Origin of the sequence: Cryobacterium sp. PH31-O1, from assembly GCF_030063455.1 — a bacterium.
In the GTDB taxonomy this organism is placed as follows: domain Bacteria; phylum Actinomycetota; class Actinomycetes; order Actinomycetales; family Microbacteriaceae; genus Cryobacterium.
This window is the reverse complement of sequence record NZ_JASITB010000004.1, coordinates 140,994-156,554: the sequence shown is the minus strand read 5'-3', so window position 1 is coordinate 156,554 and position 15,561 is coordinate 140,994. Positions and strand designations below refer to the sequence as shown.

Genomic DNA, 15,561 nt, shown 5'->3' with positions numbered 1-15,561 from the left:
GTACCCATGGCCAACAGCCCGAAGTTCGACACGATCGCCATCCACGCCGGCCAGGAATTCGACCCGACCACCGGCGCCGTCATCCCGCCGATCTACCAGACCTCCACCTACGTGCAGGACGGCATCGGCAACCTGCGTGGCGGCTACGAGTACAGCCGTGGTGGTAACCCCACCCGCACCGTGCTCGAGACCCTGCTCGCCGCGCTCGAGGGCGGCAAGCACGGCCTTTCATTCGCGAGCGGACTCGCCGCGGAAGACACCATCCTTCGCGCCATCCTCAAACCCGGCGACCACGTTGTGCTCGGCAACGACGTTTACGGCGGAACCCACCGCCTCATCAACAAGGTGCATGCCGCCTGGGGCGTGCAGAACACCACGGTCGAGATGAGCGACCTCGCGGCGGTCGAGGCGGCGATTCGCCCGGAAACGAAGATTCTCTGGGTCGAGACTCCGAGCAACCCACTCATGAAGATCAGCGACATTGCGGCGCTCGCCGAGATCGCGCACCGGCACGGCGTGGTCGCGATCGTCGACAACACCTTTGCGTCACCGGCGCTGCAGCATCCGCTTGAATTCGGCGCTGACGTCGTCGTGCACTCGACCACGAAGTACCTCGGCGGCCACTCCGACGTGCTCGGCGGCGCTCTCATCATCAACGACGACGAGCTGCACGAGAAGGCCCAGTTTCTGCAGTTTGCGGCTGGCCCGGTTTCGGCGCCACTCGACGCCTGGCTCACCGTGCGCGGTATCAAGACGCTCTCGGTGCGCATGGACCGCCACTGCCGCAATGCCCAGGCGATCGCCGAGTATCTCGACGGTCATCCCGCCATCTCGCAGGTCTACTACCCGGGCCTGCCCGGCCACCCCGGCCATGAGTTGGCGAAAAAGCAGATGTTGGGCTTCGGCGGCATGATTTCCGTCGCGTTCGCTGGCGGCGCGGCCGCTGCGCGCTTGTTCGCCGAGTCGATGCACCTGTTCCAGCTGGCCGAGTCGCTCGGCGGGGTCGAGTCGCTCGTGAACTACCCCTCCGAGATGACGCACGCCTCCGTGCGCGGCACCGAGCTGGAGGTTCCCGATAACATCGTGCGCCTGTCGGTCGGTATCGAAGACGCCTCTGACCTCATCGCCGACCTCGAGAGCGCCCTGCCCCGCGCCTAACCCGGCATGCCTTTTGGGACGGGGCCCGGGCCCGGAACGTGGGCCCAGTTTATAAACTGGGCCCGGGGACGGGGCCTGGGCCCCGTCCAGAGAGAACACGGGTCAGGGGGCCCGGGAGAAGGCGGAGGCCCGTCGCACCTGATCGGGGGTGGGACGGATGCCCGTGTACAGAAAGAACTGCTCCTCGGCCTGCAGGGCCACAACCTCAGCCCCAGTGATGACCGGCTTGCCGCGCGCCCGCGCCGCCACAATGAGCGGTGTCTCGGCGGGCGAGGCCACCACGTCAAAGACCATGCTCGCCGCCTCGATCGCCGCGGGAGAAAACGATGTGGGTTCGGCCGCGGCGCCGCCGGCCATGCCGATCGGAGTGACATTGACGATCAGGTCGGCGGTGAGGCCTTCTACCTCGGGCGCCCAGTCGTAGCCGTAGAGCGTGGCCAGGGCCCGGCCGGTGACCTCGTTGCGTGCCACGATCGTACCGCGGGCGAAACCGGCATCGTGCAGGGCTGCGGCGACGGCCTTTGCCATGCCTCCGCTGCCGCGCAGGATCACCGAGTACCCGCTCGACACCTCGTGCTCGGCCAACAGCCGTTGCACGGCGGAATAGTCGGTGTTGTAGGCGGTCAGATGGCCGTTGTCGTTCACGATCGTATTGACCGAGTCGATAGCAGACGCCGACGCATCCATGTCATCGATGAGCGCGATGACGTTTTCCTTGTAGGGCATAGACACCGCACACCCGCGGATGCCCAACCCGCGCACGCCCGCAATCGCATCGGCCAGGTTAGTCGGAGCGAACGCCTTGTAGATGAAGTTCAGGCCCAACTCCTCATAGAGATAGTTGTGAAACCGGGTGCCCAGATTGCTCGGCCGGGCCGACAACGAAATGCACAGGGTCATGTCTTTGTTCAGAATGGGCATGCGTACAGTGTGGCCTCTTCCGTCGGTTTTCGTCTCGTACCTTCGGTGCCGTACGCCGGGCCAGACGGTGCCCCAAAAACTGGGTCCGCGGGAAAACCGGCCGGGGAGCATAATGGACCTGCGCTCACAATTGTGACCGTGCACATGCGAGCAAGGTTGTCAATGTCGGCAGATCTTCCCAAAGATCGCGCACCCAGCATCCGTGATGTTGCGCGCCTCGCCGGGGTATCCCACCAGACGGTATCGCGCGTGCTCAACGACCACCCCAGCATTCGAGAAACTACGAAGGCCCGCATTCTCCAGGCGATGGAGGAGCTGCAATACCGACCGAACCAGGCGGCCAGGGCGCTGTCGAAGGGGCGGTCCCGCACCATCGGCGTGCTGACCGCGTCGAGCGCCCAATACGGTCCGGCCCGAAGCGTCGCTGCCATCGAGGACGCCGCCAGGCGGCAGGGATACTTCGTCGACACCGCCAATCTGGGCGTGGCCGACCCGGCGGCGATCGAGGATGCCCTGGAGCACCTTCTCGACCAGGCGGTTGAGGGCCTCGTGATCATTGCGCCGCAGGAACGAGTCTTTGATGTGCTCGAGCGTCTGGATATCGCTGTGCCATACGTCAGCCTGCAATCCACCGGAAAACACGACCTGCGGGCGCTCGCGGCCGACCAGATTCTGGGTGCCAGGATGGCGACCCGACACCTCATCGATTTAGGTCACCGGGAGATCGTTCACCTGGCCGGTCCGCAGGACTGGAACGAGGCGGAAGCGCGCATGCGCGGATTCCTGCTCGAGATCGACGACGCCGACCTGATGACCAACCCGCCGATTCTCGGAGACTGGAGCGCCGACTTCGGGTATTTCGCGGGTCAGGAGCTGCTCCGTTCTCGGGACTTCTCGGCGGTGTTCGCGGCCAATGACGAAATGGCATTGGGGCTGCTGCACGCCTTGCACGACGCCAGGCTCAGCGTTCCGGGCGACGTGAGCATCGTTGGATTCGACGACGTGCCGGTGGCCAGCCACAGCTGGCCACCACTCACCACGGTGCATCAGGACTTTGACGGGATCGGCCGTCTGGCCTTCGCGACGCTCCTGCGTGAGATGGGAACGGGTGTGGAAGTGCCAACGGCCCCCATTGCTCCGCGGTTGGTTGTGCGTGGATCGACCGGACCGGTGCCGGTCTCTCGGCTGCCGTTACTTAAGCGTTATTAACGGCCCTTGACATGACTGGGCGCAGAGGCCAGCATAGACTTCGATGTGAACGGTCACAATGGCCGCTGACGGAGGAGCAAACCAATGGCGGTTGAGCACGTGATTTTGGAGATGCGTTCCATCACCAAGGAGTTTCCGGGAGTGAAAGCGCTCTCCAATGTGTCGCTCACCGTCAGGGCCGGAGAAATCCACGCGATCTGCGGCGAGAACGGTGCCGGCAAGTCCACCCTCATGAAAGTGCTCTCCGGGGTATACCCGTACGGTTCATATTCGGGTGACATCATTTTTCAGGGCGCTGAGATGCGGTTCAAGGACATTCGGTCGAGCGAAGCCGCCGGAATTGCCATCATCCATCAGGAACTGGCCCTCATTCCTGAACTCTCGATCACCGAGAACATCTTTTTGGGCAATGAGCCCACCAAGTGGGGCGCCATCGACTGGGTCGGTGCCAAACGCACCGCCTACGAGCTCCTCGCCCGGGTCGGTCTTCGCGACGACCCCGACACCCTGATCAAGAACATCGGCGTTGGCAAGCAGCAGCTGGTTGAAATCGCCAAAGCCCTCAACAAGTCAGTGAAGGTGCTCATTCTCGACGAGCCGACCGCCGCGCTCAACGAGGCCGACTCCCAGCACCTGCTCGACCTCATTCGGGGGCTCAAGGGCAAGGGAATCAGCTCGATCATGATCTCGCACAAGCTCAACGAGATCGAACAGATCGCCGACTCCATCACCATTATCCGCGACGGTCGGGCCATCGAGACCCTCGACATCGCCGCCGACGGCGTCAATGAAGACCGCATCATTCGCGGCATGGTCGGGCGCAGCCTGGAGAGCCGGTTTCCCGACCGAACACCGAAAATCGGTGAGGTGTTCTTCGAGGTGCGGGACTGGACCGTGCAACACCCGCAGGTGTCAGAGCGGATGGTCGTGAAAGGATCCAACCTGACCGTTCGCACCGGCGAGATCGTCGGCATCGCCGGGCTGATGGGTGCCGGGCGCACCGAGCTCGCCATGAGCATCTTCGGCCGCTCGTACGGCAACTTCATCTCCGGCCAAATCTTCAAGGACGGCAAGGAGATCGAGCTGCGCAACGTTGGCGAGGCCATCGAGCACGGTCTCGCGTACGTGAGTGAAGACCGCAAGGCGCTCGGGCTCAATCTGCTCGACGACATCAAGCGCTCCATCGTCTCGGCCAAGCTCTCGAAAATCTCCGCCGGCCCCGTCGTGAACGACGCCAAGGAATACTCCATCGCCGAGGAGTACCGCAAAAACCTGCGCATCAAGACGCCCAACGTCGACATGGGCGTGAGCAAACTTTCCGGTGGTAACCAGCAAAAGGTGGTGCTGGCCAAGTGGATGTTCACTGACCCCGACATCCTGATCCTGGATGAACCCACCCGAGGCATCGATGTCGGGGCGAAATACGAGATCTACGGCATCATCCAGGCCCTCGCCGCCCAGGGTAAGGGCGTGATCCTGATCTCGTCCGAGCTGCCGGAGCTGCTCGGTCTGGCCGACCGCATCTACACAATCTTCGAGGGCGCAATCACCGACTGCATTGACGGTGCCGATGCCGACCCGGAATCCCTGATGAAAAGCATGACCTCTGCCAAGAAGAAGGTGCGCAGCATATGAGCAGCAACACGGCCCCGATCGACACGAAAAAAGACGAAGGTCGCAAGTCGATCTTCGGCCGCGGCAAGGGTAATCTGCGTCAATTTGGAATCCTATTCAGCCTGATCGCCATAATCCTGCTGTTCCAGTTTCTGACCGACGGCCTCACCCTCTCGTCGGGCAACCTGATCAACCTGGTCAGCCAGTACTCCTACATTCTCATTCTTGCCATCGGCATGGTCATGGTGATCATCGCCGGCCATATCGACCTGTCGGTCGGTTCGGTCGCGGCGTTCTCCGGCATCGTCGTGGCCATCTCCATGTCGGACTGGAACTTTCCCTGGCCCCTCGCCATACTTTTTGGCCTCTTCGTCGGCGCGCTGATCGGCGCCTGGCAGGGATTCTGGGTGGCCTACATCGGTGTTCCCGCCTTCATCGTGACGCTGGCCGGCATGCTCATCTTTCGTGGCGGCAACCAGTTGATCGGCAACGCCGACACCGTGCCGGTTCCGGACGGCTTCACCCTGATCGGTGCCGGCTATCTCCCCGAAGTGGGACCGATCACCGGATTCAACAACCTCACGCTCGTACTGGGCTTTCTGATCGCCGTCGCGATTGCCGTTCGTGAGTGGCGGGCGCGCAAGGTACAGAAAACAATGCACTCCGAGATGTCCCCACTCTGGGGCAGCGTACTCAAGGTCGGACTGCTCGACGCGGTCGTCATCTACGCAACCTTCCTCTTTGCCGGTGGCCGGGTTGGCACGAGTTTTCCGGTGTCGGGCATCATCCTCGGTGTGCTGGTCCTGTTCTACAGCTTCGTCACCCGCAACACCATCGTCGGTCGCCATGTCTACGCGGTTGGCGGCAACAAGCTCGCTGCGGAACTCTCCGGTGTCAACTCCCGCCGGGTCAACTTTCTCGTCATGATGAACATGTCGATCCTGGCCTCCCTGGCCGGTATGATCTTCGTGGCTCGCGCCGGGGCATCCGGCCCTCAAGACGGCCTGAGCTGGGAACTCGACGCCATCGCGGCCGTCTTCATCGGAGGCGCGGCGGTGTCAGGCGGCATTGGAACAGTGATTGGTTCCATCGTCGGTGGTCTGGTCATGGCCGTTCTGAACAACGGACTGCAGCTGCTCGGCGTGGGCTCCGACCTGGTGCAGATCATCAAGGGCATGGTACTTCTAGCTGCCGTCGGCGTGGACGTCTGGAACAAGAGCCAGGGTCGACCGTCGATCATCGGTTTGCTCACCCGCAACCGCAGGGTGTCGGATCCGCCGCAACCTCCCCCCGCGGTGCTCCCGGATGCCGGCACGCCCTCCTCGGCGCGGCCCGCGGACAACCCCACGAATTGAACGCCAGCGTTCCTTGAACGCCACCGGTGCGACGATTTTCCCGCTCTATCCTCTACAACCCAAAACAGAAAGTGATTGACATGCGAAAAATTCTCACGGTCACAGCGGTAGCCGCGGTAGCGCTCATGGCGCTCTCCGGCTGCTCAAGCCGAGCGCCAGAGACGGCCGGCGGCAGCGATGCGGCAGCCGGATTCGCGGCGGACTCCGTCATCGGCGTCGCCCTTCCCTCGAAGACGAGCGAGAACTGGGTGCTGGCCGGCGGACTCTTCGAGGACGGCCTCAAGGAGGCCGGATTCGAGGGTGACGTGCAGTACGCCGGAGCGTCGACGACGGTCAAGGACCAGCAGGACCAGATCTCCGCCATGGTCACCAACGGCGCCAAGGTCATCATCGTCGGAGCCCAGGACGGCGGCCAGCTCGGCACGCAGGTCAAGGACGCCCACGACGCCGGTGCCATCGTCATCGCCTATGACCGCCTCATCCTGAACACCGACGACGTCGACTACTACGTAGCCTTCGACAACTTCAAGGTCGGCGAGCTCCAGGGGCAAGCGCTGCTCGATGGTCTCGCAGCCCAGAAGCCCGAGGGACCGTACAACATCGAACTGTTCTCGGGCAACTCCGCCGACGCCAATGCGCCCGTGTTCTTCAACGGTGCGATGAGCGTGCTGCAGCCGAAGATCGACGACGGAACCCTCGTCGTCGCCTCCGGTCAGACCGACATCAAGCAGACCGCGACGGCCGACTGGAAGGCCGAAAACGCCCAGAGCCGCATGGACTCGCTGCTCACCAGCACCTACGGTGACAAGGAAATCGACGGGGTGCTCTCGCCCAACGACACCCTGGCCCGCGCCATCATCACCTCGGTGAAAGCGGCTGGCAAGCCCATTCCGGTTGTCACCGGTCAGGACTCCGAAGTGGAGTCGGTCAAGTCGATCATGGCGGGAGAGCAGTACTCCACCATCAACAAGGACACCCGTCTTCTCGTTGCGCAGGCCATTGACATGATCAAGGCGCTGCAGACCGGCGGCACTCCTGAGACCAACGACGACACCTACGACAACGGCAACAAGATCGTGCCGGCGTACCTGATCCCCCCGGTCATCGTCACCAAGGAGAATGCGGCCGAGGCGTACGCCAGCGACCCGAAGCTATCGCCGCTGACCAAGTAGCGCGCAGCATCCACTGCTAGCCAGCACCGCCCGACGGGCCGGTCTCCACCTTCTGTGGCGGCCGGTCCGTTTCTGCGCGCCCGGCCAGCTTTGCGGTTAACGGCGGATGCCCGCTGGCCGCCGGGCTCGACACGCCGCCAGCGATTCCACAGGCAAAATAATGTCGAGAACCGTGCCTGTGGATAACTGGCCGAAGTTCCGCGGAATCCGGGCGGTTTCTCATCGTGGAGCTGTGGGCAACATGTGGAATCTCGGTGGATAACTACACAAATGTAATTACTGCATGTAGTGGCTATTGAGCCGGGAGATCACAAGATGTAGTATTGAAACTCTAGTCAGGCGCTACGGCCAGACAGCACACTTGCTCATTTTGCACCATGGTATGCACCGCGATCACTAACGAACTTTTGCGGGCTATCACAGAGTTTCATCGAACATACTTGCGAAGTATGTCGAACGGATTTAGACTGAACTGCCAAGAAGAAAGGCCATAACCATGGCAATCACCGTTTACACGAAGCCCTCCTGCGTGCAGTGCACGGCCACCTACCGCGCCCTCGACAACAAGGGCATCGAGTACGAGGTGCTCGACCTCTCGGTCGACGAAAACGCCCTGCAAGCCGTCAAGGCCCTTGGGTACCTGCAGGCCCCCGTCGTGATCACCGACGAAGAACATTGGTCAGGCTTTCGCCCCGACAAGATCAACGCACTCGCCGCTCGCCTCGCGTAGTCACCATCAACGCGCAACACCCCGAACCACCTGTCGCCCGACCAGAAACGCCACACTAGATGACTGACATCGTGTACTTCTCGAGCACCTCGGGCAACACGCGTCGGTTCGTCGAGAAGCTCGGTCGGTCGGCAGCGCGCATTCCTCTGCACGCGCGCGAGGAGCCGCTCGTCGCCGAGGAGCCGTTCGTGCTGTGCGTGCCCACCTATGGCGGCGGCAGTATGGGCGGGGCGGTACCCAAGCAGGTCATCAAATTTTTGAACAACGAAACCAATCGGTCGTTGATTCGCGGCGTCATCGGCGCCGGCAACATGAATTTCGGTACGGCCTACTGTCTGGCCGGCGACATCATCGCCGCTAAGTGCAAGGTGCCTCACCTCTATCGCTTTGAAGTATTTGGAACACCGGATGATGTGCGCATCGTTCACGACGGATTGGAAGAATTTTGGAAACAACAGCCGTGAAGGTCACGCCCATCGATGCACCGTTGGGCATGGACTACCACTCGCTCAACGCGATGCTCAACCTGTACGGCCCGAACGGAGAGATTCAGTTCGACAAAGACCGCCAGGCCGCCCGCGAGTTCTTTCTGCAACACGTGAACCAAAACACGGTGTTCTTTCACTCGCTGCGTGAGCGCCTCGACTACCTGGTTGAGAAGGAATACTACGAGCAGGCCGTACTCGACCAGTACTCGTTCGAGTTCATCACAAGCCTGAACGACCTGGCTTACTCCAAGAAGTTTCGCTTTCAGAGCTTTCTCGGCGCGTTCAAGTACTACACCTCCTACACGCTGAAGACCTTCGACGGCAAGCGGTACCTCGAGCGGTTCGAAGACCGCGTCGTGATGACCGCGCTGGGCCTGGCTGCCGGAGACGAAAAACTCGCCGTCGCCCTGGTCGAAGAGATCATCGCTGGTCGCTTTCAGCCGGCGACCCCTACCTTTTTGAACTCCGGCAAGGCGCAGCGCGGCGAGCTCGTCTCGTGCTTTTTGCTGCGCATTGAAGACAACATGGAGTCGATCTCCCGCGGCATCAACTCTTCGCTGCAGCTTTCCAAGCGCGGCGGGGGCGTGGCCCTGCTGCTCAGCAACATTCGTGAGGCCGGCGCCCCGATCAAGAAGATAGAGAACCAGTCCAGCGGCATCATCCCGGTCATGAAGCTGCTTGAAGACTCTTTTAGCTATGCCAACCAGCTCGGTGCCCGCCAGGGCGCCGGCGCCGTGTACCTGCACGCGCACCACCCCGACATCATGCGTTTTCTCGACACCAAGCGGGAGAACGCCGACGAGAAGATTCGCATCAAGACCCTCTCGCTCGGTGTCGTCATTCCCGACATCACCTTCGAGCTGGCTAAAAATGACGAGTGGATGTACCTCTTCTCGCCCTACGACGTTGAGCGCGTTTACGGCATGCCCTTCGCTGATATCTCCGTGACCGAGAAGTATCACGAGATGGTCGACAACCCTCGCATTAAGAAGTCGAAGATGAAGGCGCGCGAGTTCTTCCAGACCCTCGCTGAGATTCAGTTTGAGTCGGGCTACCCGTACATCATGTTTGAAGACACGGTGAACAAGGCCAACCCCATCCAGGGCCGCATCAACATGTCGAACCTGTGCTCCGAGATTTTGCAGGTGAACACCCCGACGACGTACCACGAAGACCTGTCGTACAACGAGATCGGCAAGGACATCTCCTGCAACCTCGGGTCGATGAACATTGCCCTGGCGATGGACTCCGGCGACCTCGGCCGCACCGTCGACGCCGCCATTCGCGGCTTGAACGCGGTGTCAGAGCAGAGCCACATCAGCTCGGTGCGCTCGATCGAAGACGGCAACGACCGCTCGCACGCCATCGGCCTCGGCCAGATGAACCTGCACGGCTACCTCGCCCGCGAGCGCGTCTACTACGGCAGCGCCGAAAGCATCGACTTCACCAACATCTACTTCTACACGGTGCTGTTCCACGCCCTGCGCGCCTCGAACGCCATCGCGATCGAACGCGGGCGCACCTTTGAAGGCTTCGAAGACTCCGCCTACGCCTCTGGTGCATTCTTCGACAAGTACACCGACCAGGTCTGGGAGCCGACCACGACCCGCGGCGCCGAGCTCTTTGCGCAGGCCGGGGTGTCGATTCCAACGCAGGCAGACTGGGCCGAGCTGAAGGCATCCGTTGTGCAGCACGGTATCTACAACCAGAACCTGCAGGCCGTGCCGCCGACCGGCTCTATCTCGTACATCAACAACTCGACCGCGTCGATTCACCCGATCGCGGCGAAGATTGAGATTCGCAAGGAAGGCAAGCTGGGCCGCGTGTACTACCCCGCGCCGTTCATGACGAACGACAACCTGGAGTTCTATCAGGACGCCTACGAGATCGGTGCCGAGAAGGTTATCGACGTCTACGCCGCGGCCACCCAGCACGTTGACCAGGGGCTCTCGCTCACGTTGTTCTTCAAGGACACGGCAACGACCCGCGACATCAACCGGGCCCAGATCTACGCCTGGAAAAAGGGCATTAAGACCATCTATTACATCCGTCTGCGCCAGATGGCCCTGGAGGGGACGGAAATCGAGGGTTGCGTCTCGTGCGCGCTTTAAGTTCGCTGAACATTCTTTACACGACTTGAACGAAGGACTACCTCCAATGATTGACAAGCTCAAGCTGGTGTCGCACGTGGACGCGATCAACTGGAACAGGATCGAAGACGAGAAAGACGTCGAGGTCTGGAACCGGCTGACCAACAACTTCTGGCTGCCGGAGAAGATTCCGCTCAGCAACGACATCCAGTCGTGGAACCAGCTGACCCCGGTGGAGCAGCAGCTCACCCTGCGCGTGTTCACCGGGCTCACCCTGCTCGACACGATTCAGGGCACCGTGGGCGCCGTCTCGCTCATTCCCGACGCCATCACTCCGCACGAAGAGGCCGTGTACACGAACATTGCCTTCATGGAATCGGTGCACGCCAAGAGCTACTCGTCGATCTTCTCCACCCTCAGCAACACCAAGGACATCGACGAGGCGTTTCGCTGGTCGACCGAGAACGAAAACCTGCAGCGCAAAGCCTCGATCGTCATGGAGTATTACCAGGGCGATGACCCGCTCAAGCGCAAGGTCGCCTCGGTGCTGCTGGAGTCGTTCCTGTTCTACTCCGGCTTTTACCTGCCGATGTATTTCTCCAGCCGGGCGCGCCTGACCAACACGGCCGACCTCATCCGTTTGATCATTCGGGATGAAGCGGTGCACGGTTACTACATCGGTTACAAGTTTCAAAAGGGTATGGAAAAAGAGACCCAGGAGCGCCGCGACGAGATCAAGGACTATGCGTTCAGCCTGGTCTTCGAGTTGTACGAGAACGAGGTGCAGTACACGCAGGACCTGTACGACGAGGTCGGTCTGACCGAAGACGTGAAGATGTTTTTGCACTACAACGCCAACAAGGCGTTGATGAACCTGGGGTTTGAAGCCATCTTCCCCAAGGACGTCTGCGACGTGAACCCGGCGATTCTCTCGGCGCTCTCACCGAACGGCGACGAGAACCACGACTTCTTCAGCGGGTCTGGCTCGTCGTACGTGATCGGTAAAGCCGTCGTAACCGAAGACGACGACTGGGACTTCTAAAGCTCGCAGTAAAGCCGAAGGCCCCCGAAAATTCGGGGGCCTTTGCCGGTTCAGGGTCACACCGATCGGCGAAAACGCTGCACTTCACGTACCTCAGGAGATGCGCCCCGGTATGCGCTGTCTATACCCTGAAGTAGCCGTAACGATTATCGGGCCCGCGCGGCAAGCTCGAATAGATGACAGCACACCAGGAAGAGGTCAATGCCATGCCGGAGCCCACCGAAGCCGAGTCGATCCGTGAGCGGATCAACGCAAACGCGCAGGCAGCCCCACCGCCTGCGCCGCAGCCCTCCCCGCCGCCCACGCTACAAGGTAACGCTTCGGCCGCGCTCTCGATTCGTGGGCTCGGCAAGCGCTTCGGCGAAACCGTGGCCGTGAACGGCATCAACCTCGACGTGCCCGTTGGCTCCTTCTACGGTCTCGTCGGACCCAACGGTGCCGGCAAGACCACGACGCTGTCGATGGCGACCGGCCTGCTGCGCCCGGACGTTGGGAAGATCTGGATTCAGGGTGTCGACGTGTGGCAGAACCCGCTCGAGGCCAAGCGACTCGTGGGCATCCTGGCCGACGGCGTGCGGCTTTTCGACCGGCTGTCCGGCGAACAACTCGTCACCTACTCGGGCCTGCTTTCGGGCATGACCCGCGACACCGTGGCTGAACGCGTGGCGGACCTGTTACGCCTGCTCGACCTTCAAGACGCCGCCGGCAACCTCGTGGTGGACTATTCCGCCGGCATGACCAAGAAGATCGCGCTAGCCTGTGCTCTCGTGCACGCCCCGAGACTGCTCGTGCTCGACGAACCCTTTGAATCGGTCGACCCGGTGTCGGCTGCGAACATCCGCGACATTTTGCAGGGCTATGTGCGCTCGGGTGGCACCGTAATCGTGTCTAGCCACGCCATGGACCTAGTGCAGCGGATGTGTGACCATGTGGCCGTGATCGCCGCCGGCCGTGTTGTGGCCGCGGGCACCATCGATGAAGTGCGCGCTGGGTCTACCCTCGAAGAGCGCTTCGTGCAACTTGTCGGTGGCCGCCACCACGCAGAGGGGCCGGCGTGGTTAAACATCTCGTAACGCTACGCCTGCTTCTGCTCCGCAATGGCCTGCGCCGCAGTCCGTGGCAGGTGGTGGCCCTGATCTTTGGTGCCGTCTATGGTCTCGGTCTGCTCCTAATCGTCACCTTCGGCCTGGTGGTTCTTGGCAACGCCCCGGTGGAACTGGCGCGCACCATAGTCATTCTGGCCGGGTCGGCGACGATTCTCGGCTGGCTCGTGCTGCCTATCGTGGTGGCCGGCATCGACCAGACCCTCGACACCGCCCGGCTCGTAAACTTTCCCATCCCGCTCGGCCAGATGCAGATCGGGCTCATGTTTGCCGGGGTGCTCGGCATCCCCGGTATCGTTACAGTTCTCGCCGCCCTCGCCACAGCAACAACCTGGTGGCGGCATCCGCTCATCGCCGTGGTCGCGCTTGTGTGCGGGGTGCTCGCCGCACTCACGTGTGTCGTGGGATCGCGCATGGTGGCGTCCCTCAGCAGCACGCTCACCTCGGGGCGCCGGTTTCGCGAAGTGGGCGGAACGCTCATCCTTATTCCGATGTTCCTCGCCGGACCGATCATTGTCGGTGTCTCCAGCGGGATCAGCAACGCCCAGGATGCCTTGCCCGGGGTGGCCGAGGCACTATCGTGGACACCCCTCGGAGCCCTCTGGGCGGTGCCGTCGGAACTCGCGCTCGGCCACTACGGCATCGCCGGGCTCAAATTTCTGATTGGCCTGGCGACACTGGTGGTGATGGCGCTTGTGTGGCGACGAGCCCTGGCCACTGTGCTCGTCGCGCCGCCGCGTTCCACCGCGCGCGCGAGCACCCACGGCAAACTCGGTCTGTTCGCGGTCGTTCCCGAAACGCCAACCGGGGCGGTCATGGCGCGCTCGCTCACCTACTGGATTCGGGATCCGCGCTATTCCAAGCAACTGATTCTCGTTCCGCTGATGCCCGCGCTTCTGTGGTTCTACAGTTCGACGAACGACTCGCCCGCGTTCTTCAACGCGATGGCGCCGATCGCGGCGCTGTTTCTCGCCCTCGCCATCTTCACCGATCTGTCCTACGACGGCACCGCCTTCGCCAGCCATATGTCACTCGGGGTCACCGGAATTGCTGACCGCACCGGTCGGGCCCTGGCGGTTTTGGTTTTCGCTGGACCAATTGTGCTCATCTTCTCGGTCGTATCGGTAATGCTCTCCTCCACGTGGAGCCTGTTGCCGGGAATCCTCGGCCTGTCGATCGGTATTTTGCTCAGCGGCCTGGGGCTTTCGAGTGTGTCCTCGGCGACGGTAGTGGTTCCGGTTCCGGCTCCGGGCGACAGCCCGTTCAAGTCGCCGCCAGGGGCTGGCTTCACGACCGTCGTATCGTCGATGGCTACCTGGGGGATTCTTTCCCTACTGGTCGCGCCCGAGCTCACGCTGCTGATCGTGGCTGCGGTGACCGGTCAGGCGCTCTTCAGTTGGCTCGCGCTGGTCGTGGGTCTAATACTCGGGTTGGTGTTCTTCCAGATGGGTATCCGCTGGGGTGGCGCGCGGCTCGACCGCCGCGCCCCCGAACTGCTCGAGTCACTCGCGCTACAGAGATAACTCCCACCGCAGGTGCTGCCCGCGTCGCTCCAAATTGCGACACAGTACGATGGAGGCTCGTCGACTAGTCCGCGAATGGGGGTCAGGACGGCCCGCTGACGTCGATTTGCCTCCAGCGACGTACGTGAGGAGCTGCAACCATGGAACCAACGCCGCCCAACCTGGCGAACGCCTACGTTGCCCGGTACGCGCCGGGCCTCGCCGCCAAGTATCGGCGAGCCAACACCGTCGCCGGCCTGGTTTTCACGCTCTTTCTTCTGGGCGGCCTGGTCGCCAGCGCCCTCACGGCCCGTTCGTGGTTCGCGTACGTCTTCGCCATTCTCATCTTTGGCATCGGAGCAGCGACCAGCTTGTTCACCGCGCGCCAGGCCGAGAACAAGTGGAATGCCGACAATCGCCTCGCGCTGTCCGTCTCCGAGGTTGGTCTTGGCCTGCCGCGACTGGGAACCATCGCCTGGGCCGAGGTCAGCTACGTGAGAATCTACGACCATTCGCTGACTCCTCGGGGGATGTCGCCGTACACCTCAACCGTGACGCATCTGTTCGGCACGGACTCGACGATGTTCGTCGACGTCTTCGTCACAGACTCCGACGGGGTGCTGGCCCGGGTCGGCAACCCGCCGAAGGTGTTGCGCGCCCTCGACGCCGACAAGAAGGTGACCGGGTTCAAGGGCGTCTGGGGTCAGGGCCTGGTCGACCCCGTTTTTCAAGACGCGGTTCAGGCTCTCGTGACCGCCGCCGAACGTCACGGGGTTGCCGTGACGTATGACGTGACGAATACCTCGGCCTGGTACATGCCCAGAAACAACCAAACGAAGGCGAACGGATGACCGCCGTGCTGCGTGACCGTTGCACCCGCCTGGCCGAACCCGTCGTCGCTCTTATGCAGCGTGTGATTGAGAGTCAGGGCAATGCCACGGTGATGCCGATGGTCATTTCGCTGATCGGCCCGGTGCGCACGGTCGCCGCGGAGGGCGCTGACGGCATCGACAACGCGGATTACGTGAAGTGGGCGGCGGGCGCCCCGCGCACGCTCGACGCGATGGAGCAGGCGGCCCGATCGGGCGACACCGCGGGGGTGTGGCGCGCATTCACCGACCAGGAGGCCGGCCTGAACCGCCTCGGCATCGCCTGCGCCGGCATCGCCGGCTGGTAG

14 protein-coding genes are annotated in these 15,561 nt (G+C 62.3%); 13 read left to right on the top strand and 1 reads right to left on the bottom strand.

Annotation, left to right across the window (positions count from 1 at the left end; all coding sequences use genetic code 11):
* Positions 1 to 6: 6 nt before the first annotated feature.
* Positions 7 to 1,158, top strand: coding sequence for a cystathionine gamma-synthase (locus QMK31_RS09975; RefSeq protein WP_283500797.1), 1,152 nt, complete (start codon positions 7 to 9; stop codon positions 1,156 to 1,158).
* A 102-nt stretch (positions 1,159 to 1,260) separates the two neighbouring features.
* Here QMK31_RS09975 and QMK31_RS09970 read toward each other — a convergent pair whose 3' ends face one another.
* Positions 1,261 to 2,079: a shikimate 5-dehydrogenase gene (locus QMK31_RS09970; protein WP_283500796.1), complete on the bottom strand. Its 819-nt coding sequence runs from the start codon at positions 2,077 to 2,079 to the stop codon at positions 1,261 to 1,263.
* Between the two features lie 162 nt (positions 2,080 to 2,241).
* On the opposite strand from QMK31_RS09970, the gene QMK31_RS09965 reads away from it, so the two are divergent.
* The 12 genes from QMK31_RS09965 to QMK31_RS09910 all read left to right on the top strand — a co-directional run bounded on the left by QMK31_RS09965 (position 2,242) and on the right by QMK31_RS09910 (position 15,561).
* Entirely contained in the window at positions 2,242 to 3,288 is a 1,047-nt protein-coding gene (locus tag QMK31_RS09965; RefSeq protein WP_283500795.1) for a LacI family DNA-binding transcriptional regulator, read from the top strand.
* Positions 3,289 to 3,372: 84 nt separating this feature from the next.
* Complete coding sequence (gene mmsA / locus QMK31_RS09960; RefSeq protein WP_283500794.1) at positions 3,373 to 4,923, top strand: multiple monosaccharide ABC transporter ATP-binding protein; 1,551 nt, start codon at positions 3,373 to 3,375, stop codon at positions 4,921 to 4,923.
* Positions 4,920 to 6,257 carry a multiple monosaccharide ABC transporter permease gene (mmsB, locus tag QMK31_RS09955; RefSeq protein ID WP_283500793.1) on the top strand — a complete coding sequence of 446 codons (1,338 nt, stop codon included), beginning with the start codon at positions 4,920 to 4,922 and terminating at the stop codon, positions 6,255 to 6,257. Before mmsA ends, mmsB begins: the two co-directional genes overlap by 4 nt.
* Positions 6,258 to 6,337: 80 nt before the next feature.
* On the top strand, positions 6,338 to 7,429 hold the full coding sequence (locus QMK31_RS09950) for a substrate-binding domain-containing protein (RefSeq protein WP_283500792.1): 1,092 nt from the start codon (positions 6,338 to 6,340) through the stop codon (positions 7,427 to 7,429).
* A 496-nt stretch (positions 7,430 to 7,925) separates the two neighbouring features.
* A complete protein-coding gene (gene nrdH / locus QMK31_RS09945; protein ID WP_283500791.1) occupies positions 7,926 to 8,159 on the top strand; it encodes a glutaredoxin-like protein NrdH in 234 nt (77 codons plus the stop codon).
* Positions 8,160 to 8,218: 59 nt separating this feature from the next.
* The gene (nrdI, locus tag QMK31_RS09940) at positions 8,219 to 8,623 is read left to right on the top strand and encodes a class Ib ribonucleoside-diphosphate reductase assembly flavoprotein NrdI (RefSeq protein ID WP_283500790.1); all 405 of its coding nucleotides are present in this window, start codon (positions 8,219 to 8,221) and stop codon (positions 8,621 to 8,623) included.
* A 29-nt stretch (positions 8,624 to 8,652) separates the two neighbouring features.
* Complete coding sequence (nrdE, locus tag QMK31_RS09935; RefSeq protein WP_283501015.1) at positions 8,653 to 10,758, top strand: class 1b ribonucleoside-diphosphate reductase subunit alpha; 2,106 nt, start codon at positions 8,653 to 8,655, stop codon at positions 10,756 to 10,758.
* A gap of 46 nt (positions 10,759 to 10,804) precedes the next feature.
* Positions 10,805 to 11,779 carry a class 1b ribonucleoside-diphosphate reductase subunit beta gene (nrdF, locus tag QMK31_RS09930; protein WP_283500789.1) on the top strand — a complete coding sequence of 325 codons (975 nt, stop codon included), beginning with the start codon at positions 10,805 to 10,807 and terminating at the stop codon, positions 11,777 to 11,779.
* A 176-nt stretch (positions 11,780 to 11,955) separates the two neighbouring features.
* Positions 11,956 to 12,852, top strand: coding sequence for an ABC transporter ATP-binding protein (locus QMK31_RS09925; RefSeq protein WP_283500788.1), 897 nt, complete (start codon positions 11,956 to 11,958; stop codon positions 12,850 to 12,852).
* Positions 12,834 to 14,405, top strand: a complete 1,572-nt coding sequence (locus tag QMK31_RS09920; protein ID WP_283500787.1) for a transporter — start codon at positions 12,834 to 12,836, stop codon at positions 14,403 to 14,405. Before QMK31_RS09925 ends, QMK31_RS09920 begins: the two co-directional genes overlap by 19 nt.
* Before the next feature lie 140 nt (positions 14,406 to 14,545).
* Entirely contained in the window at positions 14,546 to 15,235 is a 690-nt protein-coding gene (locus QMK31_RS09915; RefSeq protein WP_283500786.1) for a hypothetical protein, read from the top strand.
* Complete coding sequence (locus QMK31_RS09910; protein ID WP_283500785.1) at positions 15,232 to 15,561, top strand: hypothetical protein; 330 nt, start codon at positions 15,232 to 15,234, stop codon at positions 15,559 to 15,561. Before QMK31_RS09915 ends, QMK31_RS09910 begins: the two co-directional genes overlap by 4 nt.

Coding starts and splice junctions, on each gene's coding strand:
- QMK31_RS09975 (WP_283500797.1), top strand. CDS start 7: ATGGCCAACAGCCCGAAGTTCGACACGATCGCCATCCACGCCGGCCAG.
- QMK31_RS09950 (WP_283500792.1), top strand. CDS start 6,338: ATGCGAAAAATTCTCACGGTCACAGCGGTAGCCGCGGTAGCGCTCATG.
- mmsB (WP_283500793.1), top strand. CDS start 4,920: ATGAGCAGCAACACGGCCCCGATCGACACGAAAAAAGACGAAGGTCGC.
- nrdE (WP_283501015.1), top strand. CDS start 8,653: ATGGACTACCACTCGCTCAACGCGATGCTCAACCTGTACGGCCCGAAC.
- QMK31_RS09915 (WP_283500786.1), top strand. CDS start 14,546: ATGGAACCAACGCCGCCCAACCTGGCGAACGCCTACGTTGCCCGGTAC.
- QMK31_RS09910 (WP_283500785.1), top strand. CDS start 15,232: ATGACCGCCGTGCTGCGTGACCGTTGCACCCGCCTGGCCGAACCCGTC.
- QMK31_RS09925 (WP_283500788.1), top strand. CDS start 11,956: ATGACAGCACACCAGGAAGAGGTCAATGCCATGCCGGAGCCCACCGAA.
- QMK31_RS09970 (WP_283500796.1), bottom strand. CDS start 2,079: ATGCCCATTCTGAACAAAGACATGACCCTGTGCATTTCGTTGTCGGCC.
- nrdF (WP_283500789.1), top strand. CDS start 10,805: ATGATTGACAAGCTCAAGCTGGTGTCGCACGTGGACGCGATCAACTGG.
- nrdH (WP_283500791.1), top strand. CDS start 7,926: ATGGCAATCACCGTTTACACGAAGCCCTCCTGCGTGCAGTGCACGGCC.
- QMK31_RS09965 (WP_283500795.1), top strand. CDS start 2,242: ATGTCGGCAGATCTTCCCAAAGATCGCGCACCCAGCATCCGTGATGTT.
- mmsA (WP_283500794.1), top strand. CDS start 3,373: ATGGCGGTTGAGCACGTGATTTTGGAGATGCGTTCCATCACCAAGGAG.
- nrdI (WP_283500790.1), top strand. CDS start 8,219: ATGACTGACATCGTGTACTTCTCGAGCACCTCGGGCAACACGCGTCGG.